18 protein-coding genes are annotated in these 19,088 nt (G+C 40.6%); 9 read left to right on the forward strand and 9 right to left on the reverse strand.

Going from position 1 to position 19,088, the window contains the following annotated elements:
• Nucleotides 1–6: 6 nt before the first annotated feature.
• Nucleotides 7–1,038 carry a FecCD family ABC transporter permease gene (locus AC07UV_RS10215; RefSeq protein ID WP_495183623.1) on the reverse strand — a complete coding sequence of 344 codons (1,032 nt, stop codon included), beginning with the start codon at nt 1,036–1,038 and terminating at the stop codon, nt 7–9.
• A gap of 5 nt (nt 1,039–1,043) precedes the next feature.
• On the reverse strand, nt 1,044–1,901 hold the full coding sequence (locus tag AC07UV_RS10220; protein WP_282254120.1) for a heme/hemin ABC transporter substrate-binding protein: 858 nt from the start codon (nt 1,899–1,901) through the stop codon (nt 1,044–1,046).
• A 310-nt stretch (nt 1,902–2,211) separates the two neighbouring features.
• On the opposite strand from AC07UV_RS10220, the gene AC07UV_RS10225 reads away from it, so the two are divergent.
• The 9 genes from AC07UV_RS10225 to AC07UV_RS10265 all read left to right on the forward strand — a co-directional run bounded on the left by AC07UV_RS10225 (nt 2,212) and on the right by AC07UV_RS10265 (nt 10,704).
• Nucleotides 2,212–4,590 (forward strand): TonB-dependent receptor, encoded by a 2,379-nt coding sequence (locus AC07UV_RS10225; protein WP_495183624.1) that lies wholly within the window; start codon nt 2,212–2,214, stop codon nt 4,588–4,590.
• Between the two features lie 50 nt (nt 4,591–4,640).
• Nucleotides 4,641–5,396 carry an HmuY family protein gene (locus tag AC07UV_RS10230; RefSeq protein ID WP_495183625.1) on the forward strand — a complete coding sequence of 252 codons (756 nt, stop codon included), beginning with the start codon at nt 4,641–4,643 and terminating at the stop codon, nt 5,394–5,396.
• Between the two features lie 29 nt (nt 5,397–5,425).
• Entirely contained in the window at nt 5,426–6,013 is a 588-nt protein-coding gene (locus tag AC07UV_RS10235) for a hypothetical protein (protein WP_495183626.1), read from the forward strand.
• Between the two features lie 246 nt (nt 6,014–6,259).
• Entirely contained in the window at nt 6,260–7,048 is a 789-nt protein-coding gene (locus tag AC07UV_RS10240) for an HmuY family protein (protein WP_495183627.1), read from the forward strand.
• Between the two features lie 124 nt (nt 7,049–7,172).
• Nucleotides 7,173–7,880: a hypothetical protein gene (locus AC07UV_RS10245; protein WP_495183628.1), complete on the forward strand. Its 708-nt coding sequence runs from the start codon at nt 7,173–7,175 to the stop codon at nt 7,878–7,880.
• A gap of 89 nt (nt 7,881–7,969) precedes the next feature.
• Nucleotides 7,970–8,773: an SGBP N-terminal domain-containing protein gene (locus tag AC07UV_RS10250; RefSeq protein WP_495183629.1), complete on the forward strand. Its 804-nt coding sequence runs from the start codon at nt 7,970–7,972 to the stop codon at nt 8,771–8,773.
• 82 nt (nt 8,774–8,855) lie between these two features.
• Nucleotides 8,856–9,863, forward strand: coding sequence for an SGBP N-terminal domain-containing protein (locus AC07UV_RS10255; RefSeq protein WP_495183630.1), 1,008 nt, complete (start codon nt 8,856–8,858; stop codon nt 9,861–9,863).
• A 102-nt stretch (nt 9,864–9,965) separates the two neighbouring features.
• Nucleotides 9,966–10,529: a biliverdin-producing heme oxygenase gene (locus AC07UV_RS10260; protein ID WP_495183631.1), complete on the forward strand. Its 564-nt coding sequence runs from the start codon at nt 9,966–9,968 to the stop codon at nt 10,527–10,529.
• Nucleotides 10,530–10,557: 28 nt separating this feature from the next.
• Nucleotides 10,558–10,704 carry a hypothetical protein gene (locus AC07UV_RS10265; RefSeq protein ID WP_495183632.1) on the forward strand — a complete coding sequence of 49 codons (147 nt, stop codon included), beginning with the start codon at nt 10,558–10,560 and terminating at the stop codon, nt 10,702–10,704.
• 151 nt (nt 10,705–10,855) lie between these two features.
• On the opposite strand, the gene AC07UV_RS10270 is transcribed toward AC07UV_RS10265, so the two are convergent.
• From AC07UV_RS10270 to AC07UV_RS10300, 7 genes are all read right to left on the reverse strand, one after another.
• Nucleotides 10,856–11,593, reverse strand: coding sequence for a hypothetical protein (locus tag AC07UV_RS10270; protein WP_282254103.1), 738 nt, complete (start codon nt 11,591–11,593; stop codon nt 10,856–10,858).
• A 620-nt stretch (nt 11,594–12,213) separates the two neighbouring features.
• On the reverse strand, nt 12,214–13,719 hold the full coding sequence (locus tag AC07UV_RS10275; protein ID WP_495183633.1) for a hypothetical protein: 1,506 nt from the start codon (nt 13,717–13,719) through the stop codon (nt 12,214–12,216).
• A gap of 58 nt (nt 13,720–13,777) precedes the next feature.
• Complete coding sequence (locus AC07UV_RS10280) at nt 13,778–14,287, reverse strand: STM3941 family protein (RefSeq protein WP_495183634.1); 510 nt, start codon at nt 14,285–14,287, stop codon at nt 13,778–13,780.
• Nucleotides 14,288–14,420: 133 nt separating this feature from the next.
• Nucleotides 14,421–15,080: a hypothetical protein gene (locus AC07UV_RS10285; protein WP_495183635.1), complete on the reverse strand. Its 660-nt coding sequence runs from the start codon at nt 15,078–15,080 to the stop codon at nt 14,421–14,423.
• A gap of 257 nt (nt 15,081–15,337) precedes the next feature.
• A complete protein-coding gene (locus tag AC07UV_RS10290) occupies nt 15,338–16,624 on the reverse strand; it encodes a GH36-type glycosyl hydrolase domain-containing protein (protein ID WP_495183636.1) in 1,287 nt (428 codons plus the stop codon).
• Nucleotides 16,625–16,669: 45 nt separating this feature from the next.
• Nucleotides 16,670–17,872: a DUF4998 domain-containing protein gene (locus AC07UV_RS10295; RefSeq protein ID WP_495183637.1), complete on the reverse strand. Its 1,203-nt coding sequence runs from the start codon at nt 17,870–17,872 to the stop codon at nt 16,670–16,672.
• Nucleotides 17,873–17,904: 32 nt separating this feature from the next.
• The gene (locus AC07UV_RS10300) at nt 17,905–19,074 is read right to left on the reverse strand and encodes a DUF5000 domain-containing lipoprotein (RefSeq protein ID WP_495183638.1); all 1,170 of its coding nucleotides are present in this window, start codon (nt 19,072–19,074) and stop codon (nt 17,905–17,907) included.
• Nucleotides 19,075–19,088: the final 14 nt, after the last annotated feature.

A 19,088-nucleotide genomic window follows, 5' to 3' on the forward strand; every position in this document is an offset into this window, starting at 1 on the left:
AGAAGACTATTTATCCTTGATTAAAATATACAAAAATACAGGCGTCCCCAACAGGGCCGTAATCACACCGATAGGCAATTCTATGGGTGCTACCAATACCCTGGCGACAACGTCCGCCAGCGTCAGCACCAAAGCACCTAAGAGCAGCGAGCCCGGAAGTACAAAACGATGATCTGGCCCTCCCATCAGACGTATAGTATGCGGGACAATAAGTCCTACAAAACCAATAATTCCCGAGACAGCTACCGAGGCACCGACAGCCAAAGTCGATAAGATGACCACCCACCTTTTTACACGATCAGTACGCATCCCCAATAAATCGGCCTGGAGTTCACCCAGGGCAAATGCATTCAAAGACTTTCCAAAAAACGGAAGAATAAGCAGGGAGATACATATAAAAGGACCTATAGCCAATAAATTGTCCCAGGTTGCACCCCCTAGACTGCCCAGCATCCAAAACGTAATGGTGCGGAGCTGTTGCTCTGTAGACATGTAAGTCATCAAACCTGTAAGCGCGCCCGCAAATGCATTGATGGCGATACCTGCCAACAGCATCGTTGTCACATTGGGGCGGCCATTTTTACTGGCAATACGATACACTAAAAATGCAGTTAGTCCGGCACCAACGAAAGCACCAAAAGCCAAAATATAATAACCCAGCCACGCTGACAGCGAGGTCAACAGGAACGTTTCAAATGCGATAATCAGTACAGCGAACAAGGAGGCGCCAGAAGAAATACCGATTAACCCGGGTTCTGCGAGCGGATTTCGAAAAATTCCCTGAATGGCGGCGCCCGAGATACCCAGAGCGGCTCCGACCAAAAGCCCCAGTAATAAACGTGGCATACGGATCTCAAATAAAACGTCGGCATGCATGCTGTCTTGATTAGAAATTGCAGACAAATGCAGCTTCTGCATGAGCATGGATAAAATATCTCCTGCCGGTATATGATAGGCTCCCAGACCTAATGCAATAATACACGTAATAAACAATATCAGGCTCAAAGCCAGCAATATTAACTTTTGTTTCTTTTGCACCTGATCTATTTTGAATCCATTACTTTTCCAAATCCACGGTGCAGTTCCAAGATCGCATCAGGCAGCCGATTACTAAAGTTGACTAGTAAGGAGGCATTCATCACCAGTATACGTTCATTTTTACCGGCATTCGTGATGCGCATCCCCGGCAATTTAAGAATAGCTTCTTTTCCACCTAAACTACTCGCACCAAAATCAAACAGTAATATAATATCTGGATTGGCCTGCACCAATGCCTCCGTCGTATACGGCTTAAAATCCGAAAATTCCTGTACGGCATTCTTTCCACCGGCTAAATTGATCATGGCATCCAGGCTGCTACCCTTTCCTGCCACACTCATTGTCCCTGTTCCGCGCGCATACAAAAACAATACTTTCGGAACTGCTTTACCTTTATTTTCTTTTTTCACCAATGCTAGTGTATGATCCAAACTTATTTTTGTATGTGATACCAAAGATTTCCCTAAGGATGGCTCTCCGATAGCATCCGCCACTTCCTGGATATAGCGTAAAGCGCCAGTAGCAGAATAATTCGGTTTGACCGAAATAAACTTTACACCGGCGGCACGGATCTGCTGAATGACCGCATTGGCCACATCCCCCTCATTTGCTAGTACAAGCGTAGGTTTAAAAGACAATACCCCTTCAGCCGAAACAGAACGGTTTTTACTCACCCGCGGCAATGCCGCTGCAGCTTTTGGGGAGATGCTGGTCACATCTGTTGCGATCATGCGATCGCCTAAACCAAGCCCATAAATTGTTTCCGTCAGCGAACTGTTCAATGTAATAATCCGTTGCTGCGCGTTTGCCCATCCGCCGATATGCAACAAACAACATAGCATAATTAAGTAAATTCTACGCATCTCTTTCTTTAACTCCTTTAAAACTGTACAGAATTTTGATTCCAATTTTTCGGCACAGCACTGTTATTTGACTACAAAACAAATCAATAATCAGTCTAAATACAAATTATTTTCAATCCATATAAATAAACTCAAACAACAACAAAAACAATATATGCAGTTGTAAAACAGACTAATACACTGAAAAATAAACCCCCTTACCAATAATAAAAATCGAAATAAATAGAATTTATGACAATTTGCATATAGAAAAATCCAATAGTATTCCCGTTTTTTGTAACATTATTTAGAATGATTAAAAATAAAAATAGTGTTTAAAAACCTCTCTTCTATTCGAATAAATACGATAATCACCTTATGTGCCTGCCAAATTTATGTTGTGCAAGCCCAGGAAAAATGGAAGATTTCCGGAACTTTAAAAAACGAGTCGAACAAGGCAATAGCCAGTGCGACCGTCTATTTGTATCCGGATAAATACGCTTTTAAGACCGATACAGCCGGGAGATTTCAATTTAATAAACTTTATACGGGTCGTTATGAACTTGTCGCGCAAGCATTAGGCTATAAGGAGCTGCGTCAATTTGTAGATTTGACGGATAAAAACCAGCAACTCACAATCACTTTACAAACAGATAACCGTCAGATCGACGAGGTTGAGGTCAACCGCAAATTGGAAGCTGTTGATAACTTGATCAAAGCTGAAAATGCAGCTATGCCGGTCAAGGTCATTACCAAGAGAGAGATTGAATTGATGGGGAGTCGGAGGTTAGACGAAGTGCTGAAAGAGCAGACCGGTATTGCCATTGTGAACGATATTGCAGGTGGCTCCAGAGCTGTAGGTGTGCAAATTCAGGGGTTTAGCAGCAACTATGTCATGGTCTTGGTCGACGGGCAGCCTATGCTTGGCCGTAATAGCGGTAATTTTGACCTTTCACGTATTTCAGTGACCAATATCGAACGCATTGAGATCATTAAGGGAGCATCGTCCTGTTTATACGGCAGCGATGCACTTGGCGGTGCTATCAATATCATTACACGTCATGGCGCCCTAACCCCCCAAGCACATGCTTCGCTACTCTACGGCACATTAAATACGGTCGATGCAACAATAGAGGGCGAAACACCATTTTCCAATCAGCGCGGCAGCGCTGTTGTCTCCGGCAACTATTACCGTACGGATGGTTTCAATACCGACAAACAATACCTCAACTCGAAAAGTACAACCTTCCCCCCCTATACCAACTATAGCTTTCAGGGACGGGTACGCTACCGCACCAGTAAACTTGGAACACTGGGCATCACGGGTCGATTTGCAGCGCGTGAATCCGAAATGATCAATGCCTGGTCGGAGGATAGAACGCTACAGGATAAACAAAAAGATCAGGACATTAATCTATCGGCCAGCTACGACCACAATTTTGATTCGGGCCTGCGTAGCATGACACGATATTACTTTTCCAGATTCCATTCTCAGATTGCGGCACAGTGGCTGCAACAAGGGGTTTTGGCCAGCGCTGAAGAATTTGGCCAAAATGTACATCGCATCGAACAACAATTTGCCTACAGTCCGGTGCAACAACTTAAGTTCACCGGTGGAATAGGTGGCAGTGTAGAGCAAATGGACAATCAGGACCTGGATGCCAAACGCTCATTGAACAGCGCATTTGTCTATCTTCAGACGGAATGGAAACCGATTGACCGTTTGCTGACGACATTAGGCTTGCGCTATGATCAAACCAACGTCTATAACGGGCATTTGAGTCCAAGCTTGGGTTTGCAATACCATATCAGTCCAACCTTATTGGTCAAAGGCGGCCTTGGTACAGGATTCAAAGCACCAGACTACAAGATGCGCTATCAGGTCTTCTTCAACCCAGCCGCCAACTATCTAGTTGTGGGAAGCGAACGGGTAGCCGACGTTATTGCCGCCATGGACCAGGCGGGCGAATTGAGTTATAAGAACAGCTATATGCTGAATTTAGTCGCCGGCAACCTAAAGGCCGAGACTAGCCTGTCCAACAATATCGGACTAACCTGGAATCCTTCAAAGAAATTTCAGGCAGATTTCTCCCTTTTCTATCACCGCATCAACAATCAGATCAATACCGTCAGCGTAGGTAACGGTACTAGCATCGCACAGATCTACAGTTACCGTAATTTACCGAAAGCGATGAACAAAGGTTTTGAAGTCTCCATGACCTATCAGGCGACCAAAGATCTACAATTGTCCATGGGTTATCAATACCTGATCGCAAAGGATCTCAGTGTGTTGGATAGCATTGCAGCTGGCAATTACCCCTATAACCAAATCAATGATGCGGCAACCGACCTCTATCGGCAAAGTAAAAAATCAGACTATTGGGGAATTGAGGACCGTTCGCGCCATATGTTCAATTTCAAAGCCCAATACGAATATAAACCTTGGGGAGTAAACGTCAATGCCCGCATCAATTTCCGTGGAAAAACACCCTTTCAGGAGAATAACGGCAATCAATTCATTGACAAATATGACATCTTTATCCCCTACCATACACTTGTGAATATGACGGTCGAAAAAAGTCTAATGAACCGAAGATTAACCTTTCGTCTGATCGGCGACAACCTATTCAATTTCACCAGCCGCTACCTTTTGGGCCAGCCGGGCAGGGTAATTATGGGCGGAGTCAGTTATCGCTGGATGAAGGATTAGAGATTGGATATTAAAGCTAAAGAGAAGTACACAAAATAGTAGATAAAACAATGAGAACAATTAACATCATTATAGCGGAATGCAGCATCTGGCTTTCATTTCATAAGATTGGACGTTGTATTTTTTCAGGTTTTCTGGCACTTATGCTCCTTTCCTGCGGGAAGGACAAAGACTATACGATTGGACTAGAAGATGGCAAGAGTGTGGTCATTAAAGATCTGGCTGGCGACACCGATGCCGCAATGGGTGACGGTGCCGAGGGTAAAGAAAAACGACCCTTCAACATGTTTCTTTTCCGATTTAAGGACAAAAAGCAAATCTGGATCAAGACAAAGGCCGACTCCATCCAATGGCTGAAAACAAAAGATTGGGACATTGCTTTTACAGGTCCATATAATTCTGAAGTTTTTGTCAACAATGCCATGGATGAATTCAATCCGGGGTATCAGGGGGAGGCCAACAATACAGCTGTCATGCTATTAAAGCAATCTTACCAAAGCCTTACGGTCGCCCCTTCGGATGAAGAATTCAATAAAAGCGGAACCGGTAAAATTGGCTGGGCATCCAATTCCGAATCGCTCGGCTGGTTTCAGTACAGCCTGAGCACGCATATCATGCAGGCCCTCCCAAACCGTACTTATGCCATTCGCCTACCTGATGGCAAATATGCCAAATTGCAATTGATCAATGCCTATAAGGGAAATCCCTCAGCAGTGACCAATATGAACTGGCCCGCCCCCTACTACACTTTTAAATATTACATGCAGGAAGACGGTAGTAAAAACTTGAATACAAATACATTATAATAAGTAAAAATTACGCAATTAAATTAAAGATGAACAAATTATTTACAACAGCAGCACTTGTTTGTGCTTTGGGTTTCGGTTTTACTTCTTGTAGCAAGGATGATGATAAAGTTGAAGAAAGCAAACTTAACGATGCAACAGCTATAACGGCAGTCGCAAAAATTGAAGTTCCCGCAGGCTCAAAAGTTTTTTATGATTTCAAGACAAATAGTGTTCAGGAGGAATCAAAAAGTATGATAAATCTATCTGGCATGTATGGTTCTACTCTGCAAAATACATTAGCTGAAAACTATAAAATGGGATATTTCGATCAAGAGAATACAAGTATTGAAAAATTGACATTAGCGGCAGTACTAGGTGCCAATATAACCTCCACAGAAAAATTGGGCATAGATGCTTCCAGTGCTGGTGCTCCAGCGACAGGACCAACATGGATAATCTATGATTTTAAAAATAATCATGCTGTATATCCCACCCCTAACCGTTACATCGTAATGTATAAAGGGGAAAAGCTAAGCGATAAGAGCGACGAACTTTTCGTTATTCAGGCAGCTGGAATTACAGCTCTCAATGGAAATGCAACGTACAATATTAATTTTAAAAAGTTTATAAAATAGTCTTAATAACAAGACTAACTGAGAATCTGTATTCACATCGCAATATGGATTCTTTTCTTTTTGTAAATATTGTCTTGTGCTTGTCTCCAATGTGATAAAAAACTCAAGCCACATCCTGAAAGTACAAAACAGGTCAAAATCAAAATTAATATATAAAATATCATTTTTCATACACAAGTTATAGGTCAAACTCTTTACCTTTACTATTATTTAGAATGATTTTAAATAAATATAGAAATATAACAGATGAATATATCAAGACAGCTCACGAGAACAAAGTATATTGCATTGCTCTGCATTGGTCTGGCAATCAATACTGCTTGCAGCAAATCAGATTCAACAGTAGAACCTATTGTCGAGCCACCAAAAGAAGAAGAAAGCAATACGGGTCTTTACAATAAATTGATCACGGTACGCGATTTCGCTGCTACAGACAAAAATGATGGCCAAAATGCTGCACCGACTGTGTATTATAGCTTGGAGACCAATAAAGGCGTACCGGAAACAAATCGTCAAACTCGAAACTGGGACATTGCCTTTAGCAATATCTTTAATAGCCATGTCTCTGGGAATAACGGATCAAACAGCAGCAATTTCGGTTATGGCAATAATGCCACCGGTGGCATCCTGATCGTTGAAAAAGATTTTGACGAAGTAACAGAAGTACCGGCTGATTCTGAGTTTAAACTTATTGGCGATGCGATAGGAATGGATCAAAATGGTGACGAAGGAAACGGTGTCGGCTGGTTACTGTATGACTTTTATGGTCGTTTGGTTCGTGAACATGCTGTTCAGAACGAGCATGTGGCTTACGCACTTGGCAAGGGTTTAACCCTTCTCAATGGTAAAGTCATCAAACCACGAACCTTGATCGTTCGCACGGCAAAGGGTAATTACGCGAAGATTAGACCAGTTTCTATGTACAAAGGTCTGTATAACCCTGCGGAGTGGCTTAAAGATTCACCACACGTATTTATCTCCTTTGATTATGTCATTGTGCCTAAAGGCAGTAAGACATTCGAGATAAAACCCTAAATAGTACAATTCTTATTCAAAAAAAACCGGATATACGGTCGAGGTACATCCGGTAACAAATTGACTAATTAACATATATTTATTAACTAGCCCACTGTAGAAGTGGCAAAATTACGAAAAAGAAATGAAAATCAAATTCACAACTTTATCCGTTGCCTTAGGTCTTGCCGCGATTGGCATGACAGTATCATGTAGCAAAGACAATTCACTTGCACCAAATGTAGAGCAACAATCACTCAGCAAACGCGCAGTTACACCTTCAACAACTATCGGAGGCACAGTAAACTTTACCGCAACCGGTACAAAAGGGTACTTAAAAACGATTGCAACTGGCACCTATGGTGCACGCAACTTCCATCAAGGCACAGTGCCTGATTTGGTGGATACGACACAATGGAAAAATCCAGCAAGCACTTATTACTACAACTTGATTACCAATGATGGTGGTACATCCACTAGCTACGATTTTCAATTTAGTGGTACAGCAAATGCAAGCTTGACCGTAAATACGGCTAAATATAACCTGTATTATGTAAATACAGCATTTGAATCAGTGACAGCAAGTACTTCAGGAACGCTCATTTCAACTGGAGTAGCTGGCTCTAACAGTCTAAATGGAACAGGAAATCCAAGCAGTGCTGGCTGGTACATCTATAACCTAAGCAATCACATTATGAGCAGCTACGGGCCTAGAACTTACATTCTAGAAAACAAAACAACCGGTGATTTATGGAAAGTACGTTTGAATAGTGTATATAAAGATGAAACACCAAATGCAAGTTATGCAGCAACAAACTTTCCATTTATGAGTTTCGATTATAAGAAACTGTAATAAGTTTAAAATCCCTTATTTTTTGATAAGAATTGTAAATTTTAAATCCGGTACCAGCTCTGCTGGTACTGGATTCTTTCCAAACCAAGATGAAAAATCAGTTATTAACCTCACAAAAATTTAAAATCGCCACAGTCGTTTTACTAAGTGGCCTATTGACCAGCTCCTGTACGAAAACCGAAACTCAACCTTATGAACAGGAAAGTATGGCTCGAATCAGCAGTTTTAAGATCGTTAATACCAGCAAAGAAGTCATCGGCGCCATTAACAACGATGATAAAACAATTACGGTCACACTGCCCGAAGGACTTTATATGACCAGTCTGGAGCCTGAAATAAAAGTCGCCACAGGCGCTACGCTAAAGCAAGGTTCGGATACGCTGATCACCAATATGATGGGCTATTTCGCCAATGGTCGTACCATTCAATACCCCGTTACAGCCACAGATGGCAGTACCGCGACCTATTCATTGATTGTCAAAAGTAACCAGCCGGTACTCAATGTACAAGAGGTTAGTTCCGATCCAAATACTCCTGTTGTATATGATCAGACATACGGTTATGTCTTTAATTTTATTGATGTCAATACCGTTCAACCGAACTATCCATTCTTCGGAATTTATGAAACTGACTTAACGATAGCTCGTGCAAGTCTAGTGGACAAGAATGGCAAGGAATATCATTTTACACAATTGACTACAGGTATCCCTCCGAATGTTGGCAATGCCTACATGCAACTACCATTAAATTCCATTGAGGGACGTATAACGGGTAGTGGCAGTTCGCTAAAATATAACAAGGTACCAGCGGCAGGTGATTACTATGTCAAATTGCGCTACTACAGTCGTGAGGTAACTTTAAAGAATCCTATTCGAATTATATACAATAACTAATTATACATATTATCCTATTCATGAATTGCATCTGCTTTTCATCTATGGAAATATCATTTGACGATAGAAAGTCACCATAACTATGAAAAAAATAAATACATTATATCGCATTCCTGCCCTGTTGCTGATGATGGGAATCACCGTGTTTTCAGCTTGCAAGAAGGAGTATGAAATCGCTCCGACCCCCTATACCGAAATTACTGCATTCAAAATTCCTTACAATGGAGGAAAGGATACTATTGTCGCTGCGGTGGATGGCGAAAATATTTATGTTTCCTGGCCTGGCTCTACTGAATGGCCTATTCCTGAAACAGTCGCCCCTATTATCAACATTTCAAAAAATGCAAGCATTAGCCCGGCCTCGGGAGCTGCAATTGCGCTCAAAGACGGCGCTCAATATCAAGTAAAGGCTCAGGACGGCACCATCAAGACCTATACGGTCAAACTATCGAATGGGGCATTATTACCTTCTTTTCAAGACGAAGACACACAGATTACTGCCCTTGTTGGCCAAAGCAACTTTTCTATACCAATGCGTAACCTTGCCCTGGATGGCAGCGACAGTCTATACCTTGTCAATGATCAAAACAAAGGTTATAAACTCATGCTGAATAAAGTGCAAAGTGGGTTTATTGATTTTTTTGTGGATCAGTATGATGGTTCAGGTATTCCGGCTGGCGATTATTACGTACAGGTGATCAACAAATTCCGTACGCCAGTTAAAAGCAGTAAAAAGTTTGTCACCATTGCGAGCGATCAATCGCTTCCTTATGTGTATTTTAACCATACGAAAGAATGGCAAGTCAAAAGAGGTGAAATTATAGAACTTCCTGCAAGACATTTAACCAAAACGTCCGATATTAGAGTTGTAAATCTAAGTTATACCGAAGATGGTGCTCCCAATAGCCTGTCACTGACCTTTGTAGGTATTTCAGACGATTTAAAATCCATCAAAGTACAGATCCCGGAAGATGCCCCGGTAGGCATTAGTTCGGATTTAGAAAATGGTGTTAGCATACGGGTACGTATTAATCGTTTTTATACACAATCCACCCCTAAATTTGCTTATCCGATCAAAATTGTTGAATAAAAATCCTGTCGTTTTTCATAGATGATAAATCAGAAAACAGCATAAAAAATCGAAAATAAATACGAATCTTTGTATAGAATCGTTATAAATAAAAGAAAGAACATGTTAAGTCAACATATCAAAGAGCAGACGCACGCTGCTCACCAAAATGTAGAAGGAACGATCGTGCGCCAATTGAAAAATATTCGTTCTGAAGCAGATTATGCTGAAGTTTTAAAAGGTTTCTACGCTTATTTCCGTGCAGTAGAAGATAGCATCGCTCCTTTTGTTACATCCGAAATATTACCTGATCTGGCGGAACGCCGCAACTCTTCTTATATCAAAAGTGATATTGAAGCCTTGGGAGGTGACGTGGAGAATCTTCCAGAAGCAACAGCTCCGGCAGTAACAAATGTACAGGAAGCCCTTGCGTCATTATATGTACTGGAAGGATCGATCATGGGTGGCCCCTACATCGTACAGATGCTGAATAAATATGGCGTCAACAAGGGAACTTCTTTCTTTGAAGGCTACGGTGAAAATAGCCGTGAGATGTGGGCTGGCTTTACAGCAGTATTGAATAAATATGCTGCGGATCCTGCAACTTATGACCGTTCGGTAGAAATTGCAAACCAAACTTTTTATAACTTTGGTGAAGTATTCACGCCTATTGCCAGTTCAAACTAAATAGGCTGAATATTGTTTAACCCTTCACATGGAGCAAAAAGACAATAGAAAAGACAATAAATCAAAATGGTTGAAGCGTGCCGGCATGGGGGCATTTATCTTCTTCCTGGCTAAGGGACTTGTATGGCTCGCGGTATTTTTTTTCGCAGCAAAGTCCTGTAGCGTACCTATTTAGTTTTAAATATGAAGCAGTCTCCGAAATTGTTCTTCAGCACAATTGGGAGACTGCTTCTATTTGTTTACATCGTTTTTCTGATTATTTTTTCGGATCAACAATAAATTCAGTTGTATCCACTACAGCATCTGGTATGCTGCTCACCATATCTTTAATATAGCTGAAAAGCGGCTAGAATCGAAGCTGGATTAAAATCTATTTTATTGAGTACATTCGACCGGCGGCTATCTTTTTCCAGATACAGCATGGTAAATCCAACAAATATAGAGGTACCTACAAAGTCACCACATTTGACAGTCAAGGTCTTTTCTGATATCGCTTGCTCTCTATATTTAATATCGTATTCCCACTCCACATCATTTATTTCTATAGGCCCAAGCTCATCGAAATCGAATGACAACGCTTTAAATTTAAATACTACCGCATTGCATTTTTCAGGAAGTACCAGTGCTCTTTTGATATCAAACTGCGGAAATGATATTTTAAGATCCTTCCTCTTGTTCAGCGAGATTACCGGATCAATAAAAAGATAATCCTGCATATGACAATTTTCATTGAACTGAAAATTTACCAAACGATCCAATACGCAGTTACTCAGCGTACGGTTTCCCTTTTCACAATCAAGATTTGTCTTTATTGCACGATAGATCTGCCTATTTAAGCGATTGCCCATCTGCCCATCATGGAGATCCTGGTGGACTTCCCCAAAACACATCCGAATCAATGCACCCGCGCGGCTTACCTTACCAAAATCTTTACCTGCTCTTTTGGTATCATCCGTCTGTTTGACGCGATATGGTCTGCTTTGCAGGTAGTTTTTGTTGCCAACTTTTCTATTCACCAGGGGGCCAACCAGGCCTCTGATAAATCCATTATCATTTATTCCCATACCTAAAGATACGACGGTAAAAACCTGATGTCAAGCATCTTATTTATTTTTAATAAATTTCAAATTTGAGTAAAATGACAATTATAAATATTGCAATTTTCAAGGGACCTTGTTGTAAATAGCTTATGGGCAAGTTCGCCCCATGCTCGCCCTGCTCCCGACTTGTAAAAAATGTGCACGTACCGTGAAAGCACCATGAAAGGTGGACTCAAGGTGGACTCACTGTGCACTGAATCTACCTACAGGACGAACTTGGTCTTAACTTGGTCTTAACTTGGTCCCCATCGAGTCCATATACCAGCCGAAGTTTGACAGTAGACATCCCCAAGTCCTACTTCACTCCATTCTTACCTTAATTTCCTGCCGTTACTATCTAATAGCTGCATCGCTACTCTATTGCGTTTATCCTCGGGGTAAAAAAGCTTCTAGAATATCCTATACTCAAATTGTGAGTCCCTTTTATTTCTCTTATTTCGCAATTTTTAATTAAAATAGGTTTCGAATAAATAACGTCCATTTTTTTTATGCCAATACAGTTGGACAACCTAAAGAAGTCAACCTATCTCAGGCCAATTTAGCAATGGTGGCATTTCAAATTAAAGAATAAGAGTGGCAACGCATCAATTTTTCATTTTTTTCTGTAATTCCCTCAACTTCTCATAATTATCTTTTTCTATGGTATGAGGTGCAATAGCCTTAATCAGTGTCAACGTCTGGTCACCAGAGTGGTAACCATAGATATGATTTTTGTCCCGAAAAAAATAGTTATATTCAATCACCACTGGTATCTGCCCCTTGCCACCATCACAACCTTCAATGACATCCACTGTAGAACCGAGCAATTCCATGCTTTCGCGATCTGCACTATTGGGAATCTCTCTATCTTCTATCAGCAATTTATCGTCATAGGCGTAGGCTAGTTTCAGATCATTTAAAGCGGACTGATGTGCTATTGTTCTTTTCTTCGCCAAGGTATTATCGTCAAATACCAATTGCCTATCATCATCAAAGAAATTGGGAATTCCTTTTTGATAGGAATAGACCCCGTTGACAAACTTGCTGTCTTTACTGAGCCAAGTCACAGGCTCTAATGTTCCCGCTCCATCTTTGTCTTTATAAAAAGCTATGCCATCAAAATAGAATCCAAAGGTGGTAATCTCCAATAAGCTTGGCTGTGCAACAGCGGTCAGGTTCATTGATGGCTGATCATTGATCAAATCCCAACCATTATAATATATCTTACCTTCTTTGTCAATAAGTTCATGCTGTTTATTCAGCCATTGTGCTTTTACTGGATACAAGTAAGCAGTTGTACCGTCTTGTAGATCCAGACCCGCAGAAATATAGCACCAGATATTTCCATCATTAAAATCAACAAACGAATTCAGCCAGTTTTGCGCCACCTCTTTAATTGTAAACGGCCGTTTCAGATCAAGACTCAGAAGCGATTCGGTAATATCTATTTGATCAAAAATACTGACATCATAAATGTAGGCCGTATTCCCATCCGTAAGCAAATATTTATCCTCATTATTTTCTAGTCTGAGGCATTGTATGGTCGCGGCGTTCAACCCCGATATTATTTCAGTTGTTAATTGTGTCCCCTCATAACAATAGACATGTTTATCGTCCTTGAGCAGGTATCTACGGTTTTGGAATTGAGCGAGTACAATAGGTTTGTCAGGAAACAACTTAGTTGCTGTCTTGGTTATTTTTTTTGCGTATGGATCAAAGGAAAAAGAAAACCATTTTCCATGCATATAAAGTAGATCTGCGTCAAATGTACTTTTCACATCTTTTCTATCTGCAATTTTTACAGGTGTTACACGATCGACATCATAGAATTCTGCAGCGAGTAGATAATATGCCTGATGATCAGCAAGAAGCATATTGTGTCTATTTCGATCAACAATTTTAATATCATTGCCCACCTGCAGGATAGGAATCTGTTGTTGATCTGCCATACTAATCCCGTTAGGATCCATTATAGTAATCTGCAACTGAGGTATTCCTTTTAGAGTAACAATTTTATAATTTTTCTTTGTATGGTAATGATAGCATTCGCTAGCCCACAGGCCAACCTGAGCGAACAGCAAGAATAACATGACTACAAATACTTTTTTCATTTCCTAAAGCTATTATTTATCAAAATTACTGCCCAGCATTGGCTAATCACACTATCCATTATTGGCGATACCTTTGATGGTAATCTGCGATCAGATTTTTAAGTTCATTGAAATCAACAGACAATTGATCAGCTGTCACGACTAGTCCATTGCTGATAACAAATTGTTGCAACTGCGATGAAAGATTTTGAATATGATCTTCTGGATTCCGCAATTTCAAAGAGACAAATGGAGCACGATGGGCAATTCCCTCCGATACAGACTGCACTGCATTCCATTTTATTAAGCCAATCGCTTTCCCCAGATGCGTTCCCTTAAAATGGATACCATCCGCATTCAAAATAAGGCCTGTTCGGTCTTTATCAAACATGCTCTTTGTACCGGAAATTAAACCATAACAACCAAGGCAGCCCATCATTAACATCAATGTACCAAAGGTTATATTTATTCTTTGAGCAACGAAGAAAATGTAATAAGCAAAGGCCAACGTTGCGACAGTAAACACAACACCGAACACGACTAATTTCAGGCGCTTTTTGCTGTCAAATTCTATAATAGTCTCATTCATATATCTGTTTTTTTAACTTGTTTACAGGTCACGATCTCCTTATTGAGCTTTTCACTAATTCCATTGAGTGTACCTTTCAACTTTGATCTATTTGAAGAAAAACGGTTCATCTTATATCGGCTTTATGGCCAATTTATTGACCAATTAATGAAGCATCCGAACCAGCAAACCAAATAAACAGAATAATCAACCATTGAATAGCGATGCAGATCCAAAAAGGTCTATTGTCAGCCTCAGTCAGCATGTCCAATACAGCAATAAATTTGGACTTCACAATATCATAAAAGTTGTTATTATTATCGAGATCTAAGCTGTCAAAACTTATCTTGTTTAGGCCAAATACCACAATACGCTTGATCCATGGATTCTCAATCCTTGTGTTTTTCACTTCATTGATCAACTTGAGTTTCGCAAAAGTATAATCGCCCGCATTCTGAATAAGATCAGGCTGATTGGACTGAAAAACAAGTAATACCCTGTCCAAAGCAGGAATAATTAAATCATCTTGCCACTCTTCTACAACCTTACTGGCTACAGTCGAGAAAACATATTTATTGATAAATAAGAAGAGTAAGATCGGCAACAAGATCAACCCGATCAACCACAGGAACTTTCCAACGGTCTTTATTGACCCGGTCATTGAAAAGAAGACGCCATCTGCATTGCTCCTGAGCAGTAGATATCCGACGATGAGATACAATACTGTTGACAGAATAGCTAACAAATAGCACTTAAATAAGGTTTTTGTCCCCAGAATAGTTAATTTTTTAATATAGGATAAATGCGTATTCATAAAGTTGTCATATAATTTATAGTACTAAATTAAAACTATTACCCTCAAATTTATAAGCCAACTCCAATTCGTCTAGAACCATTTTAAATTCGCTACAATTTCGCGTCTATTCGCATTTGGGTAAAATAGAATAAGGTCCAAATTCATTAAGAACTTGAACCTTATACATTCATTAGACTGAGGTTCCAAAGTTTTATCGGGTCTTATATGCCAATATTTGCTTTTTGGATAGTCGCTCCGTTAGTGCTTCGACACTATTAACTCCTTTTTTTCTCAAGATCGGTAATTGCGGTCCACAAAACACCAGCTTCTCCCCTGAAACTAGCCGAACCCTGTGGTTTGTTGTCTGGCGTGTACCACTCATAAAAACCTTTATTTTTAAGTACACGATCTAACATTGGTTCAAGTGCCTCACAGGCTTCATCAATAAGACCATAACGGATCAGTTGTGAGATCATACGTCCACCAAACCAGGTCCAGTCACCGCCATTCTGGTAGGAATATGGTCCCATACCACCGTTTTTAAAGAAGCCCTGTGGATATACAGGATAAATTGTCAATCCTATGGTTGCCGCATTTGCTTTCTTGACATTGTCCTGCATCTTTCTATACGCCACTTTTACCTCAGCCTTACTGAGCAATCCCGCTTCTATCGCCACAGCTGTTCCGCCGTGATAGTATATTTCGGACTCATTGAATGAATCTGGAAAAGGTGAACCGTTCAGATAAATATGTGGTATAAATTTCTCCTTCTTTTTATCCCAAAGGTGCTTACGGACATTCTTCGCAATCTTGTCTTTAATATCCTTCCAATGTTTCTGTTCAGCCTTGCTCAGGTCGGCAATCTCCAGAAAATCATTAATGGCAATGATAAACATCGCATTATCATAGATATCAAGTGTCAGGTGGGAATTTTCATCTAAAACGACCCCCCAGTCGTGTTCCGGTTGGACATCACCCCAATCGACAGTTGTCGCTCCCCATAACAATCCATATTTTTCATTATACCTTTTGGTCAATAGAAAATCCATTGCCCGCTCAAGCCCCTTCTGTACAGAAACTCCACCAATCTTATTATTCAAAATACTTTTATCTCCAGTACTTCTGACATATTTTGCCACTGCTTGGATCAATGAAGTTTCCTGATCAGTCTCAACCGTATTCTTATGTCCGGCATACTCCGGCGCTAACGCGGAATGATAATAATTGTAAGGAACGGCGCCTTTCTTTACAGGTACATAGCCATCTAGAATACCGCCATCAGGTTGTTGAAACTGAAAAAAAGTAAGCAAATGCTTTTTTATTAACTCTTTATCATTAACTGTACTGGCAACGGTGACAAAAGTATTCAGGTCTCTTATCCAGACTTCACCATAGCCATCACCAGCGGTGAAACCTTTTTTAACCAATTGCTCCGCCATTGTTTTTACAACATCCGCTTTGGGTTTAATTTCAACTCTTCCCGAGTTCTTCACGGCTTTCCCATCCTGTCCATAACTGCTCTTACTCCCGGTAAAAGCACATAGACCCACTAGCACTAACATTTTTACATTCATTTGCATCTGATAATTATAATTGATTTAAACTTTTTATTTATTCCTGTCTTTGGTATATACATTCAGTTCGCCTATTGTGGCAAAGTTAGCCTTGCCCCATGTTTCCAGCACCTTGATGCGGATGTACCTCACCTTGGGTAAACCCTCTGACAAAACAAAGTCCTCGCCGGCCTTCGCAAAGGCAATATCAGCATCATTTTTTTCTATGCCAGGCAAGCCTGATGGCTTGCGCGATTCGCAGCTTGCCAACTTTGTCCAGTTGTCCCAACTACCGTCAGGCGCAGGTTTGTCGCTGCCCCAGATTTCAAATTTCCGCATATTTTCCTGCGCATAAATCCTGTCTGCAGCCTGCCAGATCTTGAATTTACTTGGTGAAGCCAAAACTCCAGTATCAAATGTAAACCATTGCGGCATCCGGTTAATTGTCGCAAAACCGTTGTCGTAATTGCCATCCCACATATTAGGCATCACCCATCCATGATTGGTAGTAGCATCCGTAGGAAGCACATATTCCTTAAACTTAGACTTATCAAGCTCGCGTTCAAATCCGGGAACCACAAGTTCGACATAAGCTACTGAAAAAGTATCCACAGCATTTGAATCTGGTTTAAATAGTGTCCTATATCTAAAATTTGTATTTGCGTCAAAATCTGTTAAAGTTGTATCAACTTTATTTGACAGAAACATCTTGGTTCGCATAGTACCATCTTTGTGCTTGTACAGCAGCTCAACACCGATATCATCAAGATTAGGACTCGCCCAGGAGAAATTAAGGATATTTTCGCCGGCACCATATTTAAGTGCTTTTAACCTTCTATTTCCCAAAGAACTGCTATAGCTCTCACCATAAACCGTCCCCGACACATTCAATGCGACGGAAGAGCGATTTTTATCGTCATACGTATGCATGACAAAATTATAAACACCCTCATCCAGATTATTGATCATTAAATTTAAGGTATCTTTCTTAGGTTCCCGTATTATTGTTTGTACAAGAGAATCCTTACCCTCATTCCAGGAGACCTTAATTTTGGATACTAATGGATCATCTGAAAGTATAGTAGAGAGCAATATCCTTCTATTTCCGGGATGCACAATGACCTTATCTACCCTACTGGCATAGATCAGTTCTCCATCTCCAAAAAATTTCTTGTACTCATCTCCTTTTCTGCAGGATGAAAAAGCAGCTATACCTAGGAGAAAAGCCAAGCATTCAACAATATATTTAAATTTCATTTTGTTCTGCTTAATATTATAAACTCTGTTAATTATCTTGGATCACCCCAAGCTTCCAGTTCATTGAAATTGACATAAGTGCCATTACTCCAATTTTTCAGTGTTTTGAACCTGATATAACGTACTTTGGGTGCCTCTTTGGGAATGGGAACTGATTCTCCAGCCTCCGCAGCGGCCTTATCGGCTTGCGAAAGTTGTCCTTCTGGTAATCCCGAGGGTTTCACTGCGGTGTATTTTGTCAGCAATACCCAATTCGTAAAACTTCCATCCGCTGAAGGATCATTTGAACCCCATATTTCTATCTCGCGTGGATTATGCAGACCATAATAGAATGCCTGCCTCATAAAGTAAACCAAACGGCTCAACTTTGCGGTGACACCCAGATCAACCGTAAACCATTGTGGCATCTTTGCATTATTATCCGAATGATAGAACGTACCATCCCCTACATTTCCATCAAAAAGTCCCGCCATTGTCCCGCCATAGTCTAATCCTGCGTCTGTTGGTAACCTAAGGCCTTTCATTTTCGTCCGATCCAGCTTAGTTTCAAAATATGGGGTTAAGTTGAGGTACAATGTATCCGAACGATTGCCCCATCTATCACGTACGAAAACACCAAATCTAGCCTCCTCAGCCTTCAGGTTTCTTGTCGGAAAGACGCTCTTTTTTAAGTTGGTATAATGGGTATTGACAGGTACAAACTGCCCCAATGAATCATTGGTCAGTACAACAATGGCCATATTGGCAGCAGTCACATTTTCATAACTGATGTTGATACCTCCAAAATCTGGCGTTACTTTGATTGTCTCTTTGACTAACTTCATTGGTGGTTCCTTGGGATTTACTGTAACGTCAACTATTGCCGAGGCGTTTTCCCCTTTATCTACAGCAGTTAAGCTTACAACATAAGCCTTCGTATCGCCGAATCCTTCTACCAGTACTGTGTTTTTGTGTTTACTGATCTTTGTCTCCCGAACCTCACCATTTGGCGCAGTATAAGCTGCCTTGACATAAAGCAGATCTGGATCTTTGGGAATCTCGTAAGTAATTTCTGCTGCACCATTTAAATTTTTCACGTTTACATTGTTGACCGGACCTGGGGCTATTCCATCATTCTGAATAGCACCTATTTCATCTTGTTTGCAGGCATACATAGACAGCAATAACACCCCGAACAAGAACTTATATATCATCTGTTTCATTATCCTTATTATTT

Source organism: Sphingobacterium sp. GW821-FHT03E03 (assembly GCF_059420745.1).

Bases quoted from the DNA above. Each gene is read 5' to 3' on its own strand.
- AC07UV_RS10220 (WP_282254120.1), bottom strand. From the start codon at position 1,901: ATGCGTAGAATTTACTTAATTATGCTATGTTGTTTGTTGCATATCGGC.
- AC07UV_RS10230 (WP_495183625.1), top strand. From the start codon at position 4,641: ATGAGAACAATTAACATCATTATAGCGGAATGCAGCATCTGGCTTTCA.
- AC07UV_RS10235 (WP_495183626.1), top strand. From the start codon at position 5,426: ATGAACAAATTATTTACAACAGCAGCACTTGTTTGTGCTTTGGGTTTC.
- AC07UV_RS10240 (WP_495183627.1), top strand. From the start codon at position 6,260: ATGAATATATCAAGACAGCTCACGAGAACAAAGTATATTGCATTGCTC.
- AC07UV_RS10245 (WP_495183628.1), top strand. From the start codon at position 7,173: ATGAAAATCAAATTCACAACTTTATCCGTTGCCTTAGGTCTTGCCGCG.
- AC07UV_RS10250 (WP_495183629.1), top strand. From the start codon at position 7,970: ATGAAAAATCAGTTATTAACCTCACAAAAATTTAAAATCGCCACAGTC.
- AC07UV_RS10255 (WP_495183630.1), top strand. From the start codon at position 8,856: ATGAAAAAAATAAATACATTATATCGCATTCCTGCCCTGTTGCTGATG.
- AC07UV_RS10260 (WP_495183631.1), top strand. From the start codon at position 9,966: ATGTTAAGTCAACATATCAAAGAGCAGACGCACGCTGCTCACCAAAAT.
- AC07UV_RS10265 (WP_495183632.1), top strand. From the start codon at position 10,558: ATGGAGCAAAAAGACAATAGAAAAGACAATAAATCAAAATGGTTGAAG.
- AC07UV_RS10270 (WP_282254103.1), bottom strand. From the start codon at position 11,593: ATGGGAATAAATGATAATGGATTTATCAGAGGCCTGGTTGGCCCCCTG.
- AC07UV_RS10275 (WP_495183633.1), bottom strand. From the start codon at position 13,719: ATGAAAAAAGTATTTGTAGTCATGTTATTCTTGCTGTTCGCTCAGGTT.
- AC07UV_RS10280 (WP_495183634.1), bottom strand. From the start codon at position 14,287: ATGAATGAGACTATTATAGAATTTGACAGCAAAAAGCGCCTGAAATTA.
- AC07UV_RS10285 (WP_495183635.1), bottom strand. From the start codon at position 15,080: ATGAATACGCATTTATCCTATATTAAAAAATTAACTATTCTGGGGACA.
- AC07UV_RS10290 (WP_495183636.1), bottom strand. From the start codon at position 16,624: ATGTTAGTGCTAGTGGGTCTATGTGCTTTTACCGGGAGTAAGAGCAGT.
- AC07UV_RS10295 (WP_495183637.1), bottom strand. From the start codon at position 17,872: ATGAAATTTAAATATATTGTTGAATGCTTGGCTTTTCTCCTAGGTATA.
- AC07UV_RS10300 (WP_495183638.1), bottom strand. From the start codon at position 19,074: ATGAAACAGATGATATATAAGTTCTTGTTCGGGGTGTTATTGCTGTCT.